The sequence below is a fragment of the Salmonella sp. 741265116_PST genome, assembly GCF_046567715.1.
In the GTDB taxonomy this organism is placed as follows: domain Bacteria; phylum Pseudomonadota; class Gammaproteobacteria; order Enterobacterales; family Enterobacteriaceae; genus Salmonella; species Salmonella enterica.
The window spans coordinates 207,912-224,472 of the sequence record NZ_JBKFPH010000002.1 but is presented as its reverse complement, the minus strand read 5'-3'; the positions used below and the strand labels follow the sequence as shown (position 1 = coordinate 224,472).

Here is a 16,561-nt window from a genome sequence, read left to right as displayed (position 1 = left end):
ATGGGAAGTGGATGGCATGAATGGCCGTTGATGATCTTCACGGTCTTTGGTCAGTGCGTGGTCGGCGCGTTAATCGTTAGCGGACTGGGCTGGCTGACGGCAAAAGACGATACCATCGCCCGTCAGCGCATCGTGCGCAGCATGTTTTTTCTGTGGCTGGTGATGGGACTGGGATTCCTCGCGTCGATTATGCATCTCGGCTCGCCGATGCGCGCGTTTAACTCGCTTAACCGCGTAGGCGCTTCCGCACTGAGTAATGAAATCGCCGCAGGATCGGTGTTCTTTGCCGTAGGCGGCATCTGGTGGCTGGTGGCGGTACTCGGTAAAATGCCCCCAGCGCTGGGTAAAGTGTGGCTGCTGGTCAGTATGGCGCTCGGCGTTGCATTCATCTGGGCAATGACGCTCGTTTATCAGATAGATACCGTGCCAACCTGGTATAATGGCTACACCACGCTGGCCTTTTTCCTCACGGCATTCCTGTGCGGCCCGGTGTTTGCGGCGCTACTGCTACGCATCGCGCGCGTCCCATTTTGCAGCGTGACGTTTGCCAGTATTAGCGGCCTGGCGTTGGTGGTGTGCGTGGCGGTCATCGTACTACAAGGACTGTCTCTCTCAACCATTCACAGTTCCGTGCAACAGGCCAGCCATCTCGCACCGGATTACGGTATGCTACAGGTCTGGCGCATTGTCTTGCTTGCTGCCGGATTAGGCTGCTGGCTATGTCCGCTAATCCGTCGCCGCGAACCGCATACCGTTGGTTTGCTGCTCGGTGTCGTGCTGGTGCTGGCAGGCGAAATTATTGGCCGCGGACTTTTTTATGGCCTGCATATGACCGTAGGTATGGCCGTCGCAGGTTAATTTATGCGTGCGGGGCGACCCGCACCTTTCGGGATTGTTTGAATGACCACTTTTTTACAACGTGATGATTTTTCAGTAACGGCGCGTGTTCTTGGCGCGTTGTTTTATTATTCGCCGGAAAGCCACGAAACCGCTCCTCTGGTCCAGGCGCTATTAACCGACGACTGGCAGGCGCAGTGGCCGCTTGATGCCGAGGCGCTTGCGCCTGTGGCGGCTATGTTTAAGACCCATAGCAAAGAGTCGTTGCCACAGGCCTGGCAGCGTCTGTTTATCGGCCCTTACGCTCTGCCGTCTCCGCCGTGGGGTTCCGTCTGGCTGGATCGTGAGAGCGTATTATTTGGCGATTCTACGCTGGCGCTACGTCAGTGGATGCGCGAAAACGGAATTCAATTTGAAATGCAGCAAAACGAGCCAGAAGATCATTTTGGGTCGCTGTTGCTGCTGGCGGCCTGGCTTGCCGAGAATGATCGTCATCATGAATGCGAACAACTCCTGGCTTGGCATCTGTTTCCGTGGTCGTCCCGCTTTCTGGACGTATTTATCGATCATGCCGGGCATCCGTTTTATCAGGCGTTGGGGCAACTGGCGCGTCTGACGCTGGCGCAATGGCAAGCTCAACTCATTATTCCCGTCGCTGTAAAACCGTTATTCCGTTAATCCTCACAAAAGGCAGGATTTTACCTGCCTTTTCTCCCATTGCGGCCTATTTTTATCTACCAAAAGTGACAACGTCACACAACGCTTCTATTTTTAAGATAATTCTTTATCGTGAATGTTCACGCTAAGCCGCATAAGGGCAAAACATAATTGTTAATAGATGTTTAACAGTGTTAAACATCACGCTCCGCTGGAATCCTTCCCGACCTGTTGCTATAGCTCAAAGCACCCTGCCGAAACATGGCATAACAACACGCGACTCTTAACGTCGCCATAACACATGCAAACAGGGAGACACACCGCAATGCACACCCTCACCCTAAAACGCGTACTTGGGTTCACTATCGTCATTCTGCTGTTACTGGCGCTGTTTATCTGGGGAATCGGTCTGGAGACGCTGAAAGCGCGTCAGGTCGATCTGCTGTATCTCGGACAACGGCATTTGATGCTGGTCTTTACGTCCATGTTTTTTGCTTTACTGGTCGGTATCCCGAGTGGGATTTTACTCAGCCGTCCTGCGGCAAAGGGATTTGCTGAATATGTCATGCAAATCTTTAATGTTGGTAATACCTTGCCGCCGCTGGCCGTCCTGGCCTTAGCGATGGTGATTATCGGGATCGGCGATACGCCCGCCATTGTCGCGCTATTTCTGGCCTCCCTTCTGCCTATCGTCCGCAATACCTATGCGGGCCTCTGTTCCGTTCCCGCCTCACTGATTGAAGCGGCGAACGGGATTGGGATGACAAAATGGCAGCGACTTCGCCAGGTAGAGCTACCTAATGCGTGGCCAGTGATGCTGTCCGGTATTCGCATCGCGACCGCCATCAATGTCGGCACCGCGCCGCTGGCCTTTCTGATTGGCGCCAGCAGCTACGGCGAGCTGATTTTCCCGGGAATTTATCTCAACGATTTTCCGACGTTGATCCTCGGCGCAACGGCCACGGCGTTATTCGCGCTGATTCTTGACACTCTGCTTGCCTGGTTTGGGCGACGCCTTAGCCCTCATACCGTCTGAACGCATAAATAACAATAAGGAGCGTTAAATGAGATTCAAAAAACACCTGTTAGGATGGCTTGCCGCAACGCTGTTGTTCAGTAGCCAGACGCAGGCCGCGCCGCTGGTTCTCGCCACCAAAAGCTTTACCGAGCAGCATATTCTTTCCGCTATGACCGTTCAGTATTTGCAGAAGAAAGGCTTTCAGGTTCAGCCGCAAACCAATATCGCCGCGGTGATTTCACGCAATGCGATGGTGAATAAACAAATTGATATTACCTGGGAATACACCGGTACATCGCTGATTATTTTCAACCGTATCGATAAGCGCATGAGTCCACAGGAAACCTACGACACGGTAAAACGCCTGGATGCGAAGCTGGGCCTGGTATGGCTCAAACCGGCTGACATGAACAATACTTACGCGTTCGCGATGCAGCGCAAACGCGCCGAGTCGGAAAATATCACCACCATCTCGCAAATGGTGGCAAAAATCGAACAGGTCCGGCAGAACGATCCTGACCACAACTGGATGCTCGGCCTCGATCTGGAATTTGCCGGGCGCAGCGACGGGATGAAGCCCCTTCAGCAAGCCTACCAGATGCAGCTCGATCGCCCGCAAATACGACAGATGGACCCAGGGCTGGTCTATAACGCCGTTCGGGATGGGCTGGTTGACGCCGGGCTGGTCTATACCACCGACGGACGGGTGAAAGGGTTTGATCTGAAAGTGCTGGAAGACGATAAAGGCTTCTTCCCAAGTTACGCTGTCACGCCTGTGGTGCGTAAAGAGGTGCTGGAAGCCAATCCTGGCCTTGATGACGCCTTAAACACCCTTTCCGGCCTGCTCAATAACGATGTGATATCGACCCTAAACGCCCAAGTCGATATCGAGCATCGCACGCCGCAACAGGTAGCCCATCAATTTTTGCAGGACAAAGGTCTGCTGTAAGGAGCGCCTATGGATACGATACATTATATGCTGGATAACGCAGGCTATCTCGCCAGCCTTACCTTTCAGCATCTCTGGCTGGTCGCGCTGGCCGTCGGTCTGGCGATTATCATCGGCGTACCGTTAGGCGTTTTGATTGTACGCCACAAATGGCTGGCAACGCCGGTATTGGGCGCAGCTACGCTACTTCTTACCATTCCGTCTATCGCGCTGTTTGGGTTAATGATCCCGCTCTTTTCGCTAATCGGGCATGGTATTGGCGTTCTGCCCGCCGTGACGGCTGTTTTTCTCTACTCTTTACTGCCGATTGTCCGTAATACCCATACTGCGCTTGATAGTTTGCCGCCCGGTCTGCGTGAAGCGGGACGCGGCATCGGTATGACTTTCTGGCAACGGCTGCGCTGGGTCGAAATCCCAATGGCCCTACCGGTTATTTTCGGGGGTATCCGCACCGCGGTAGTGATGAATATCGGCGTGATGGCGATTGCCGCGGTGATCGGCGCTGGCGGTCTGGGGCTGCTACTGTTAAACGGCATTAGCGGCAGCGATATTCGCATGTTAATTGCCGGCGCGCTGATGATCTGTCTACTGGCGATTGTGCTTGACTGGCTGTTGCATCGTCTGCAAGTCGTACTGACACCTAAGGGGATACGATAATGATAAAACTGGAAAATCTCACCAAACAATTTGTACAGAAAAAGGGTCAGCCGCTAAAAGCCGTCGACAACGTCAACCTGAACGTGCCGGAAGGCGAAATGTGCGTCTTACTCGGTCCCTCCGGCTGCGGCAAAACCACCACGTTAAAGATGATCAACCGGCTGATCGCGCCCAGCAGCGGTAATATTCTTATCAACGGCGAGAATACCAACGATATGGATACGGTAACGCTACGCCGCAATATTGGGTATGTTATCCAACAGATCGGCCTGTTTCCTAATATGACGATTGAAGAAAATATTACCGTTGTGCCGCGCATGTTGGGTTGGGACAAAGCACACTGCAAGCAACGCGCCGAAGAGTTGATGGACATGGTGGCGCTGGATGCCAGAAAATTTCTGCATCGCTATCCAAAGGAGATGTCCGGGGGACAGCAACAGCGTATTGGCGTGATCCGCGCTCTGGCCGCCGATCCGCCGGTACTGCTGATGGATGAGCCCTTCGGCGCGGTGGACCCCATTAACCGCGAAGTGATCCAGAACCAGTTTCTGGATATGCAGCGTAAGCTAAAAAAGACCGTGATGCTGGTCAGCCATGATATCGACGAAGCGCTAAAGCTCGGCGACCGTATCGCCGTGTTCCGTCAGGGACGAATTGTACAGTGCGCCAGTCCTGATGAACTGCTGGCCAAACCGGCTAACGAGTTTGTCGGGTCGTTTGTCGGTCAGGACAGAACGTTAAAGCGTTTGCTACTGGTCTCCGCAGGCGATGTTACCGACCAACAGCCAACCATTACCGCGCGGCCTTCCACGCCGTTAAGCGAGGCGTTCGGCATTATGGATGATCACGATATTCGCGCCATTACCGTCATTGACAACGACGGTAAGCCACTGGGATTTGTGAAGCGACGGGAAGCGCGGAACGCCAGTGGAACCTGCGCCGATATCACCCATCCTTTCCGTATTACGGGCAAAGCGGAAGATAACCTGCGTATTGTGCTGTCCAGATTGTACGAAAGTAATACTAGCTGGATGCCGATCGTTGATGAAGACGGACGCTATAACGGTGAAATCTCTCAGGATTACATCGCCGACTATCTCAGCTCAGGCCGCACGCGTCGGGCGCTAAATATTCACGAAAGCAGCTAACGCTGCCGCCGGATGGCCTCTCGCTATCCGGCAATATCATTATTGTATGCAATATTATATCGCACATAGTGCTTTTGCGTCTGACGCCATTTCCCCGCAGAATAAGCTATCCTGAAACTCCCTGTTTACCCGCTTATGCATCATTTACACGCTTACCCGGATCTGCGCGCGATGTTTCGTCGCCTGCTGATCGCTACGCTCATCGGTATTCTCGCGGCGCTGGCTGTCGCCGCCTTCCGTCATGCGATGCAATTGCTGGAGTGGATTTTCCTGAGTAATGACACCGGCAGTCTGGTGAATGCGGCTGAGGGGCTTTCGCCCTGGCGACGGCTGATTACGCCAGCGCTTGGCGGCCTGGCCGCTGGTCTGTTGCTGTGGGGGTGGCAAAAAATGAACCAACAGCGCCCCCATGCGCCCACTGACTATATGGAAGCATTGCAAACCGACGGGCAATTTGACGTTGGCGCTAGTCTGGTGAAATCGCTGGCCTCGCTGCTGGTCGTGGTCAGCGGCAGCGCAATTGGTCGCGAAGGCGCAATGATTCTCCTCGCCGCGCTGGCGGCATCCAGCTTTGCCCGACGCTTCACGCCGCGTGAGGAATGGAAATTATGGATCGCCAGCGGCGCCGCTGCGGGCATGGCGGGCGCTTACCATGCGCCGCTGGCGGGCAGCCTGTTTATCGCGGAAATCCTGTTCGGTACCTTAATGCTGGCTTCCCTCGGCCCGGTTGTCGTTTCCGCCGTCGTCGCCCTGCTAACCACCCATGTATTAAACGGTAGCGATTCACTACTCTATACCGTGCATCTGACCGTTGATCTCCACGCGCGGGAGTACGTCATGATAGTCAGTACCGGTCTGGTCGCCGGCCTGTGCGGCCCGTTGCTGATGTGGCTGATGACGGCCAGCCATAAAAGTTTCTTACGCTTAAAACTGTCCCCGCCCTGGCAACTGGCGTTGGGGGGGCTTATTGTCGGATTACTGTCGTTACTCACGCCCACGGTATGGGGAAACGGCTATAGCGTCGTACAATCATTTTTGCTCTCCCCACCGCTATTCTCGCTGATTGGCGGAATTTTTGTGTGCAAAATCCTGGCGGTACTCGCCAGCAGCGGGTCTGGCGCGCCGGGCGGCGTCTTTACGCCAACATTATTTATCGGATTATCAATTGGAATGTTGCTGGGTCGGATATGGGGATTCTGGCTGCCAGGCTCGGATGAAATAGCGATTTTATTGGGGCTGGCGGGTATGGCGACGCTACTGGCGGCGACAACCCATGCGCCGATAATGTCCACCCTGATGATTTGTGAAATGACCGGCGAGTATCAGTTACTCCCCGGTCTGCTGATTGCCTGTGTAGTCGCGTCAGTGCTCTCGCGAACGTTACGCCATGATTCTATCTACCGCCAGCACGCTGCCGAGCATTGACAAACGAATATACTGCCCCAGCTCGCGCTGCTCGGCACGCGGCAGGTACGGTAGCTCGCCAATCAGCGGCGCTGGCAGTTTTTTCCCAAGCACATCAATGATTTCAGCATAATGCGCCAGGCCAGGATTGATACGATTCGCTACCCAGCCAATTAATGGCAGTCCATCGTTAGCGACAGCTTGCGCAGTCAGTAGCGCATGATTAATGCACCCCTCCTGAATCCCTACCACCATCAATACCGGTAATTGTTCCTGTACCACCCATTCGGACAATGGACGTAAATCATTCATCAAACTACGCCAGCCGCCAGTGCCCTCCACGACAACGTGGTCCACTTTATCGCTCAGGCTTGCCAGACCGTTGGACAGCAAGGTGTAATTTATAGGACAGCTATGCGCGACGCTGCTTTCTTCTTCGCTTAACGCGATCGGATTAATCGCCTCATACGGCAATTCCAGCGAAGAGACGCTTTGCAATACCAGAGCGTCTTTGTTGCGCATCCCTTCTGCAGTCTCTTTGCTCCCTTTAGCGACAGGTTTATACCCTACAACGCTCTTACCACCCGACGCTAACGCTTGTAGTAATGCGCGGGAAACCACCGTCTTCCCAACAGAAGTGTCTGTACCTGTAATAAAGAAACGCTTCAGCATCACTAACTCCACCGTTATGCTTCGAAAATATAAACCAGGAAAATAATACAGTGGAGAAAGTCTAAGATATGGCAAGGGCAATCAGCTTGAGTTAGCGCAAATTTTTGTACAACAGTTAAAAAATGTTAACCCTGTAATAGACGAATCAACAAAGAGCCGTTATACATCGCGTCTTTTACCAACGCCGCCCCGGCCATCGTGCCCTGGTTGGTAAACTGCGTGCTTTCCACTACCGTGTTCCTACTGTAGGCGGGCAGCGCCTGTTGACGGATACTGTCAGCAATGGCCGGAAAAAGGATATCAGCCGCTTTACTTAGCGGCGAACCAATAAGAATTTTTTGCGGATTAAATAAATTCACCATGATAGCCAGAATGCGTCCGACATGCGCGCCAACGCCGCTAATAATATCTTTTGCTAATAGATCTCCCTGTATCGCCGCCTGACACAGTGAATCTACCGTTAACGGCTGGCCGTGCAACATTGAACTCATCGACTGATTAAGCCGAAGCTGCGTAAGTTCCAGCACGCTATCGACGCTGGCTATGGTCTCCAGACAGCCATGATTACCGCAATAACAGCGCTTACCATAAGGATCGACCTGGGTATGCCCAATCTCCACCAGACTGCTACTGCCCGCATGAAGCAAATGACCGTCGGTGATAACGCCCGCCCCCACAGTATGATCAATCACCACCTGGATAACGTCGCGCGCGCCGCGTGAGGCACCAAAAAGCGCCTCTGCCATCGTCCATGCGCTAATATCATGCTGAATGTAAACCGGTACGCCGGTGTGCCGCTCCAGCGCATCTCCCAAAGGCATCTCTTTGACATCTTCATAATACGGCATCCGATGCACAACGCCGTTTTCGGTATCGATAATGCCCGGTAACGTAATGGCAATGGAGGTCAGACGCTCCAGTTTCTGCTGATGGCGGGTAAAAAACCGATCAACGTGCGTAATAATTCGCTCAAGCAACGGCGTGGCTTCGGTTAACGGCAGCGGCAGACACTCTTCTACCACCAGTTTGCTGCTAAGATCGCGCAGCGCAAGGAAAATTTCGCCACGGCTAATACGAATAGATAAATAGTGCCAGGCTTCCGTTTCCACCATCAACCCGACGGCGGGACGTCCACGACTGCCCGCCTCTTTAATTTCAAGTTCCTGAACCAAATGCGCTTCCAGCATTTCGCGAACAATTTTCGTAATACTGGCAGGCGCCAATTGCGCCAGACGAGACAGGTCAATTCGCGATACCGGTCCGAGCTGATCAATCAGGCGATACACTGCGCCAGCATTGGTCTGCTTAATTTGATCGATATGCCCAGGCTGACTATCAGCAACCACCGCTCACTCCCTTTATTTTCGCGCTCCGAAATAATCTGTGTGCTATGGTGAAACACTTCAATACTCGCCGTCAACTTTTTGCTTAGCCGTGTGATTAACTGCACATTTTCACCCTTTTTAAGCGTAATTAATCCCGTCGGGCAGCCAGTAATAGCAGTTGGCAAAACCGCTGTACGGCATGACTCTGTTCATGATGCTTTGGCCATACCAGCCACATTTCAGATACGGCGTCCTCTTCTGTCAGGGGAACCCAGCGCATCTCACTCATCTGTACACGCTTAAAGGATGCCGGCAGAATCGAGACGCCCAGTCCCGCCGCCACCAGACCGATAATGGTCATTGCCTCGCCAACCTCCTGCGTGATGGTCGGCGACAGGTTATAGCGCCGCATCAGGCCGAGAATATCGTCGTAGAGGCCCGTCCCGACATGCGGATCGAAAAAGACGAAAGGTTCTTCCGCCAGTTCTGTCAGACTGACGACCGGCTTTTGCGCCAGCCGATGTTCGCGCGGGATCATGGCCATAAGCGGCTCATGCAAAATCACCTCGCGATTAAGTGTGTCGGGCAGCGGCGTATTCCGCAGCAAGCCAATATCCAGTACGCCTTCGTTGAGCGGCGCGATTTGCTCACGCGTATTCATTTCACGCGTTTGCATATGCACCCCCGGATAGGACTGGCGGAAAAGCGAAAAGGTATGCGATACCGCCCGAATAAAAGGCGCTGAAGACGTAAAGCCAATACGGATTTCACCCGCTTCGCCCTCGTGCAACCGCTCGGCGCGAGCGGCGGCGTCGTTTACCAGACTCAGGATGTGTCGGCTATCCACCAGAAACTGTCGCCCGGCGGCGGTTAACGCTACGCTGCGGTTGGTCCGCGCCAGTAATCGCGCGCCGACCTGCTGCTCCAGAATTTGTATCTGCTGACTGAGCGGCGGCTGCGAGATATTGAGGCGCGCGGCGGCGCGACCAAAATGCAGCTCTTCTGCTACCGCCACAAAGTAACGTAAATGACGTAATTCGATATTCATATTTTTAACGTCTTATTTGAGACAATTAATATATTAGACAGAATATTTTGCTTTTTCTATGCTTTACATGTCGGTTATACCCGTCTCCTGTTGACGGAGATGTAAAGCAAGGATTTCACGTGAGTCGTACAACTATTCTCGATGACGCCACGGCGAGCGATATCGATGAACAACGCCATTCTCAGCCGGTTCAATTTATTAAACGCGGTACAGCATCTTTTATGCGCGTCACGCTGGCCCTTTTTTCCGCGGGCCTGGCGACTTTCGCGCTCCTTTATTGCGTTCAGCCTATACTACCGGTACTTTCCCAGGAGTTTGGCGTCTCCCCCGCCAGCAGCAGCGTTTCACTTTCTATTTCTACCGCCATGCTGGCTATCGGCTTACTTTTTACCGGCCCGCTTTCTGATGCGATAGGCCGTAAACCGGTGATGGTCACCGCGTTGTTATTAGCCTCCTGCTGCACATTGTTATCAACCATGATGACCAGCTGGCATGGTATTCTGATTATGCGCGCGCTGATCGGTCTGTCGTTAAGCGGCGTCGCCGCGGTGGGAATGACCTACCTGAGTGAAGAAATCCATCCCAGCTTTGTCGCTTTCTCTATGGGACTCTATATTAGCGGTAATTCCATCGGCGGGATGAGCGGGCGTTTATTAAGCGGCGTCATGACCGACTTTTTTAACTGGCGCATCGCGCTGGCGGCCATCGGATGCTTTGCGCTGGCGTCAGCGCTGATGTTCTGGAAGATTTTACCCGCCTCGCAACATTTCCGTCCCACGTCGCTACGGCCTAAAACGCTGTTTATTAATTTCCGTCTCCACTGGCGCGATCGGGGGCTACCTCTGCTGTTTGCGGAAGGCTTTTTACTGATGGGCGCGTTCGTCACCCTGTTTAACTACATTGGTTATCGCCTGATGCTCTCCCCCTGGGAATTAAGCCAGGCCGTGGTCGGACTGTTATCCGTAGCCTATCTCACCGGCACATGGAGTTCGCCGAAAGCTGGCGCAATGACCTCACGCTATGGCCGGGGGCCGGTGATGCTGTTCTCTACCGCAGTAATGCTGTGCGGGCTTTTACTGACGCTTTTTACCTCGCTTTGGCTGATTTTTGCCGGGATGCTGCTTTTTTCCGCCGGCTTTTTCGCCGCGCACTCCGTGGCCAGTAGTTGGATTGGCCCGCGTGCGCGCCGGGCGAAGGGACAGGCCTCGTCACTTTATCTTTTCAGCTATTATCTGGGGTCCAGTATCGCCGGGACGCTAGGCGGCGTATTCTGGCATAGTTATGGCTGGAACGGCGTAGGTGGTTTTATCGCGCTAATGCTGGTGCTGGCCATCCTGGTCGGGACGCGGTTACATCATCGTCTTCACGCCTGAAAAGAAATAATCCGGCGATAGCAACGTGCGCTATCGCCGGGCTGGTTTCACGCCACGACTCACTGTTCACCATAGACCTGTCAGGCTTGATACGCCCATAACTTCTCTGATTGCATCCAGCGCCAGAAGCGTAAATACCACCCAGATTATCGGATTCATATACGGTGTGCCTGTTATTCTGGAGGGCGGATATTACCGACTCTGCGACCAAAAATAACGGCCGGTAACGTAAAGCTACCTATTATGGTGGGGGCTGACATCGCGTTACCGGGGGATTGTACATAGCGTTACATGCCGAAACCAATCACTCACGGAAGCCTTTTGATAACAGCGATATAGTCATTTCACCGGCCCCGCAGTGGGGTTGAATGAAAACCAAATCGAGGGTATCAAAATGAAAAAAGTATTAGCTCTGGTTGTTGCCGCTGCAATGGGTCTCTCTTCCGCAGCATTCGCGGCTGAGACTGCAACGCCTGCGAAAACCGCAGCGCCTGCCAAAACAACCCAGAACACCCAGCACCACAAAAAACAGCATAAAAAAACCGTTGAGCAAAAAGCGCAGGCGGCTAAAAAACACCAGAAAAAAGATGGCAAAAAAGCCCCAGCCAAATCTGTGTCAAAAACAACTTCGCAGCCGGCTGCGTAAGTCGTAACATGCTGCGGCGCGCCCCCGCGCCCGTTTTTACGGCGCTAAATTGTTCTGGTTTAGCGCCGCCTTCCGGGAGGGCAAAAAAGTGTCTCGCTACCGCTTTGAGCTCATTCTTATCGTGCTTATTTTATGCGCCGTTATTGCCACGCATTTCTATCTTTCCTGAGTGTAGTTATCTGATTTTACTCCCACTTTCTTACCGCCACGTCTATAGTAATACTGAGGGTTTGCTGTTAATAATCATAATTACCCACCAGAGTGTGATATGCATAAAACCATTGCTGTATTACTGGGCATAGTTTGTTTTTTACCGGTTATGGCGAAAGCCAGGGGGGCTGAAACAGACGCTACGGATGCCAGCGACGTCAAAACGCTTTTTTTTAACCATGACGATCGGGTGCCCGTCGCCGATCCTACCCAATCGCCGTGGGATGCCATCGGGCAACTAGAGACCGCCAGCGGTAATTTGTGTACGGCAACGCTTATCTCCCCGCATATCGCCCTGACAGCAGGTCACTGCCTGCTAACGCCACCGAAAGGAAAACCGGACAAAGCGGTTGCGCTGCGTTTTGTGGCGCGAAAAGGAGTATGGCGCTATGAAATCCACGGCATTGAAGGCCGCGTTGAACCGTCGCTGGGCCGACGCCTGAAAGCGGATGGCGATGGCTGGATTGTGCCACCTGCCGCGGCAAGCTGGGATTTTGGTCTGGTAATATTGCGCTACCCACCTTCCGGTATCACGCCAGTGCCTTTATTTACCGGCGATAAAGCGGCGCTCACTGCGGCGTTGAAAGCCGCAGACCGAAAAGTCACGCAGTCCGGTTATCCGGAAGATCATCTGAATGCGCTCTATTCCCATCAGGATTGCGTCGTGACCGGCTGGGCGCAGAATGCCGTACTCTCACACCAGTGCGACACGTTACCAGGCGACAGCGGCTCGCCGCTCTTATTGCACACGGATAGCGGATGGCAGCTTATTGGCGTACAAAGCTCCGCTCCTGCGGCTAAAGATCGCTGGCGCGCCGATAACCGCGCTATATCCGTCACCGGCTTTCGCGATAAGCTGAAAGCCCTGGCGCAGGACTAATACGCGAATCGCTGCCTGAGCGGCAGCGATCGTCTCAGGCAAATTTGATCATGACCATTCCGGCGAGCAGCAATATCACGCCAACCCAGCCTTTGGGGTTTAAGCGCTGGCCGAAGAGCACCCAGCCCGCCGCCAGCGTGGCGGCAATACCAAAACCGCCCCATAGCGCATACGCCACCGACAGGTCTATCCCTTTTACCGCCTGGGAAAGCGCGCTGAAGGCGGCCAGAACAGCGGCAAGCGATAAAATGCCATAACATTTACGGCGAAAACCGTCCGAAAACTTCAACAGTACGTTAGCCGCGATTTCCAGCATTATTGCCAGCCCAAGCCAGGCGCCGTGTATCCATTCAAATTGTTGCACGAGTCGCCCCCTTCACCGGTTTGCCGGGTTTACGCGTCCCTGATTTGATCAATACGATGCCGGCGACCAGCGTCAGCAAGCCGGCAATCTTCATGGTTGATAATGCTTCATCAAATAGCAGCACGCTAAAAATGGTAATAAATAAAATGCCGATCCCTTCCCATAAGGCATACGCCACACCCAGGGCAATCTTTTTTACCGCAAAAGAAAGAAATATATATGACAGCGTGATCATCACCAGCATTAAAATAAAACCCGCATTGCCATTACCCACGCTAGCCCATTTCATTGAGAGCGTGCCGGTAATTTCAGTCGCGATAGCCAGAGCTAATAAGATCCAGTAAAACATGACACTTCTCCTGCATGAGAATATACTCTTTCGAGTCTGCTGCACGCAGCAAACTAAAAAATAAAATCAGTTAGCACAGCGCGTTGCGCCAGCTCAGGCAGAAGTGAGAGACTAAAGCGCGTTACGCCAGTGCTGCTCGCCGATAAGCAGGAAAAAGGAGGTAGAGTGAAGATGCGTTTGCGTGGAGAAAAAAGCACTGAACATATTGTCCATAATATTACAATTATCCGCAGTGTTGCTTCTCGTCATCGCGGATGATAATTGTCCTCGGTAGTTGAACACGCCTGATTTGTATCATAAGCCAGGAATTAACTCAAAATATTTTCACTTCTTTACCTGAAGTGTTTGATTTTAACCAGAACAGGTCGACCGACATCACATTATTATTCGAGTCGGCAACAGAAAACAGGGACTGATATGGCAAAACCGATCATCACGCTCAATGGTCTAAAAATCGTCATTATGCTGGGAATGCTGGTAGTTATTCTGAGCGGTATCCGCTTCGCCGCAGATATCATTGTTCCCTTTATTTTGGCGTTATTTATTGCAGTCGTTCTCAATCCCGTTGTGCAACGGATGACCCGATGCCGAATTCCGCGCGTTATCGCCGTATCATTGCTCATTGTGATTATTGTTATGTTAATGGTACTGCTACTGGCCTATTTGGGGACATCATTAAATGAACTGGCTCGTACCCTACCGCAATATCGCTCCTCATTGGTGATACCGTTGCAACGTATTGAACCGTGGTTACAGCGAGCAGGCATTGGCGTGTCGGTTGATGAGCTGGCGAAATATATCGATCCAAACGCCGCCATGACTCTGGTAACGAATCTGCTCACCCAACTGTCCAATGCCATGTCGTCCATCTTTTTATTGTTATTGACCGTGGTATTTATGCTGCTGGAGGTTCCACAATTGCCTGAAAAACTGCAGCAGATGATGAGCCGTCCGGTGGAGGGCATGGCGGCAATTCAACGCGCGCTTGATAGCGTTTCCCATTATCTGGTGTTAAAAACAGCGATCAGTATCGTGACGGGGCTGGTCGCATGGGGAATGCTGGCCGCGCTGGATGTCCGCTTCGCCTTTGTCTGGGGTCTACTGGCCTTCGCGCTGAACTATATTCCTAATATTGGATCGGTGCTCGCTGCCCTGCCACCCATTATTCAGGTGCTGGTATTTAACGGGTTTTATGATGCGCTGCTGGTGCTGGCAGGCTATCTGCTGCTTAATCTGGTCTTCGGCAATATCCTTGAGCCACGTATCATGGGACGTGGTTTAGGCCTTTCAACCTTAGTGGTATTTTTGTCGTTAATTTTCTGGGGCTGGCTATTAGGTCCAGTGGGCATGTTGCTCTCCGTTCCGTTAACCATCATTGTCAAAATCGCCCTCGAACAGACCACCGGCGGGCAGAGTATCGCCGTTCTGCTTAGCGATTTAAACAAAAGATAAAACACAATATATACACAAAATCATTCAAGATGCATCGCGGCGGCAAGGGAAGAAATCCCCGGGAGCATAGATAACGATGTGACCGGAGTTTCTGAGCGCAGCCAACAAAGAGGCAGCTTAAAGGATGAAGTGTATAAAAACGGCCTCCGAAGAGGCCGCCGCACGTTTAAAAGATTAAAGCGCTTTCAGAATTGCATCCACGCTGGCTTTGGCATCGCCAAACAGCATTTGCGTATTCTCTTTAAAGAACAGCGGGTTCTGCACACCAGCATAACCGGTATTCATTGAACGTTTAAAGACCACGACATTCTGTGCTTTCCACACTTCGAGAACCGGCATACCGGCGATCGGGCTGCGGGGATCGTCTTGCGCCGCCGGGTTCACCGTATCGTTCGCGCCAATTACCAGCACGGTATCGGTATCGGCGAAATCATCATTGATCTCGTCCATCTCCAACACGATGTCATAAGGCACTTTCGCCTCCGCCAACAGCACGTTCATATGACCGGGCAGGCGACCCGCCACCGGATGAATGCCGAAACGCACGTTGATACCGCGTGCACGCAGTTTTTCGGTGATTTCCGCCACCGGATACTGCGCCTGCGCCACCGCCATCCCGTACCCCGGCGTAATAATGACGGAGTGGGAGTTTTTCAGCATCTCAGCGGTCTCTTCTGCCGTGATTTCGCGATGTTCGCCGGCTTCCTGATCGTCGCCCGTTGAGGAGCCGTCAGTACCGAACCCACCAGCAATAACGCTGATGAAAGAGCGGTTCATCGCTTTACACATAATGTAAGACAGGATCGCGCCTGACGAACCGACCAGCGCGCCGGTCACAATCAGCAAATCGTTGCTCAACATGAAGCCAGCCGCCGCGGCAGCCCAACCGGAATAGGAGTTCAGCATTGAAACAACCACCGGCATGTCCGCCCCGCCGATAGAAGCGACCAGATGCCAACCAAACGCCAGCGCGATAATGGTCATCAGCAGCAGCGCCAGAACCTGTAGACCCACGCTTTCGGTGCGGACAAAAACCAGCAGCAACAGGAAAGAAACAACCAGCGCCGCCAGGTTCATTTTGTGACGGTTAGGCAACATCAACGGCTTAGAAGAGATTTTGCCGCGCAGTTTACCAAACGCTACGATCGATCCGGTGAAAGTGACTGCGCCAATAAAGATACCGAGGAAGACTTCGGTCAGATGGATATTCACCAGCACCGGCGCCAGACTGGCGTCATGGTACAGATAGCTGTTAAAGCCAACCAGTACCGCAGCCAGGCCCACGAAACTGTGCAGAATCGCGACCAGCTCCGGCATCTCGGTCATCTCAACTTTTTTCGCCATGCGGATGCCAATCGCGCCGCCAATAATCATGGCGACCAGAATCCATGCCACGTTGCCGGTATCCGGCCCGAAAATGGTCGCCAGCAACGCGATCGCCATCCCGGCAATACCGAAGTTATTCCCCTGGCGGGACGTTTCATGCTTTGAAAGCCCGGCAAGACTGAAAATAAACAGGATCGCGGCAACAATGTATGCAGCTGTAACTAATCCTCCAGACATGTGTTACCC

The 16,561-nt window shown here is 52.9% G+C and carries 18 protein-coding genes; 11 read left to right on the top strand and 7 right to left on the bottom strand.

The features are described from left to right. From ACLD11_RS02460 to clcB, 7 genes are all read left to right on the top strand, one after another. The gene (locus ACLD11_RS02460; protein ID WP_000534698.1) at window positions 1-858 is read left to right on the top strand and encodes a dimethyl sulfoxide reductase anchor subunit family protein; all 858 of its coding nucleotides are present in this window, start codon (window positions 1-3) and stop codon (window positions 856-858) included. A 42-nt stretch (window positions 859-900) separates the two neighbouring features. Next, complete coding sequence (gene dmsD / locus ACLD11_RS02455; RefSeq protein ID WP_411014491.1) at window positions 901-1,515, top strand: Tat proofreading chaperone DmsD; 615 nt, start codon at window positions 901-903, stop codon at window positions 1,513-1,515. Between the two features lie 304 nt (window positions 1,516-1,819). After that, entirely contained in the window at window positions 1,820-2,530 is a 711-nt protein-coding gene (osmY, locus tag ACLD11_RS02450; protein WP_000557304.1) for an osmoprotectant ABC transporter permease OsmY, read from the top strand. A gap of 28 nt (window positions 2,531-2,558) precedes the next feature. Continuing rightward, window positions 2,559-3,461, top strand: coding sequence for an osmoprotectant ABC transporter substrate-binding protein OsmX (gene osmX, locus ACLD11_RS02445; protein WP_001211193.1), 903 nt, complete (start codon window positions 2,559-2,561; stop codon window positions 3,459-3,461). 9 nt (window positions 3,462-3,470) lie between these two features. After that, window positions 3,471-4,118: an osmoprotectant ABC transporter permease OsmW gene (gene osmW / locus ACLD11_RS02440; protein ID WP_000379677.1), complete on the top strand. Its 648-nt coding sequence runs from the start codon at window positions 3,471-3,473 to the stop codon at window positions 4,116-4,118. Continuing rightward, window positions 4,118-5,266: an osmoprotectant ABC transporter ATP-binding protein OsmV gene (osmV, locus tag ACLD11_RS02435; RefSeq protein ID WP_411014490.1), complete on the top strand. Its 1,149-nt coding sequence runs from the start codon at window positions 4,118-4,120 to the stop codon at window positions 5,264-5,266. Before osmW ends, osmV begins: the two co-directional genes overlap by 1 nt. A 135-nt stretch (window positions 5,267-5,401) precedes the next feature. Further along, window positions 5,402-6,691, top strand: coding sequence for a voltage-gated ClC-type chloride channel ClcB (gene clcB, locus ACLD11_RS02430; protein WP_411014489.1), 1,290 nt, complete (start codon window positions 5,402-5,404; stop codon window positions 6,689-6,691). Here clcB and bioD read toward each other — a convergent pair. The 3 genes from bioD to ACLD11_RS02415 form a co-directional block, all read right to left on the bottom strand. Then, entirely contained in the window at window positions 6,647-7,342 is a 696-nt protein-coding gene (bioD, locus tag ACLD11_RS02425; RefSeq protein WP_183059151.1) for a dethiobiotin synthase, read from the bottom strand. The two genes, clcB and bioD, sit on opposite strands and share 45 nt — an antisense overlap. Before the next feature lie 125 nt (window positions 7,343-7,467). Continuing rightward, window positions 7,468-8,688 carry a sugar metabolism global transcriptional regulator Mlc gene (gene mlc, locus ACLD11_RS02420; RefSeq protein ID WP_183059152.1) on the bottom strand — a complete coding sequence of 407 codons (1,221 nt, stop codon included), beginning with the start codon at window positions 8,686-8,688 and terminating at the stop codon, window positions 7,468-7,470. Between the two features lie 127 nt (window positions 8,689-8,815). Continuing rightward, a complete protein-coding gene (locus ACLD11_RS02415; protein ID WP_411014488.1) occupies window positions 8,816-9,715 on the bottom strand; it encodes a LysR family transcriptional regulator in 900 nt (299 codons plus the stop codon). A 119-nt stretch (window positions 9,716-9,834) separates the two neighbouring features. Here ACLD11_RS02415 and ACLD11_RS02410 point away from each other — a divergent pair, with 119 nt between their 5' ends. Continuing rightward, on the top strand, window positions 9,835-11,088 hold the full coding sequence (locus tag ACLD11_RS02410; protein ID WP_411011235.1) for an MFS transporter: 1,254 nt from the start codon (window positions 9,835-9,837) through the stop codon (window positions 11,086-11,088). Between the two features lie 66 nt (window positions 11,089-11,154). On the opposite strand, the gene ACLD11_RS02405 is transcribed toward ACLD11_RS02410, so the two are convergent. Continuing rightward, window positions 11,155-11,247: a KPN_01571 family protein gene (locus tag ACLD11_RS02405; RefSeq protein ID WP_001068154.1), complete on the bottom strand. Its 93-nt coding sequence runs from the start codon at window positions 11,245-11,247 to the stop codon at window positions 11,155-11,157. A gap of 235 nt (window positions 11,248-11,482) precedes the next feature. Here ACLD11_RS02405 and asr point away from each other — a divergent pair, with 235 nt between their 5' ends. Continuing rightward, complete coding sequence (gene asr, locus ACLD11_RS02400) at window positions 11,483-11,734, top strand: acid resistance repetitive basic protein Asr (protein WP_058116173.1); 252 nt, start codon at window positions 11,483-11,485, stop codon at window positions 11,732-11,734. 268 nt (window positions 11,735-12,002) lie between these two features. Next, window positions 12,003-12,824, top strand: a complete 822-nt coding sequence (locus ACLD11_RS02395) for a trypsin-like serine peptidase (protein ID WP_000549649.1) — start codon at window positions 12,003-12,005, stop codon at window positions 12,822-12,824. Window positions 12,825-12,858: 34 nt separating this feature from the next. Here the strand turns inward: ACLD11_RS02395 and mdtI are convergent, their stop codons facing one another. Together mdtI and mdtJ are read right to left on the bottom strand one after the other, a co-directional pair. Next, window positions 12,859-13,188 (bottom strand): multidrug/spermidine efflux SMR transporter subunit MdtI, encoded by a 330-nt coding sequence (gene mdtI, locus ACLD11_RS02390; RefSeq protein ID WP_001183821.1) that lies wholly within the window; start codon window positions 13,186-13,188, stop codon window positions 12,859-12,861. Beyond that, window positions 13,175-13,537, bottom strand: a complete 363-nt coding sequence (mdtJ, locus tag ACLD11_RS02385; protein ID WP_094964514.1) for a multidrug/spermidine efflux SMR transporter subunit MdtJ — start codon at window positions 13,535-13,537, stop codon at window positions 13,175-13,177. The genes mdtI and mdtJ overlap by 14 nt, the downstream gene beginning before the upstream one ends. Window positions 13,538-13,954: 417 nt before the next feature. On the opposite strand from mdtJ, the gene ACLD11_RS02380 reads away from it, so the two are divergent. After that, window positions 13,955-14,989 carry an AI-2E family transporter gene (locus ACLD11_RS02380; RefSeq protein ID WP_411014487.1) on the top strand — a complete coding sequence of 345 codons (1,035 nt, stop codon included), beginning with the start codon at window positions 13,955-13,957 and terminating at the stop codon, window positions 14,987-14,989. 174 nt (window positions 14,990-15,163) lie between these two features. Here ACLD11_RS02380 and pntB read toward each other — a convergent pair whose 3' ends face one another. Further along, window positions 15,164-16,552, bottom strand: a complete 1,389-nt coding sequence (pntB, locus tag ACLD11_RS02375) for a Re/Si-specific NAD(P)(+) transhydrogenase subunit beta (RefSeq protein ID WP_000014056.1) — start codon at window positions 16,550-16,552, stop codon at window positions 15,164-15,166. Window positions 16,553-16,561 lie beyond the last annotated feature (9 nt).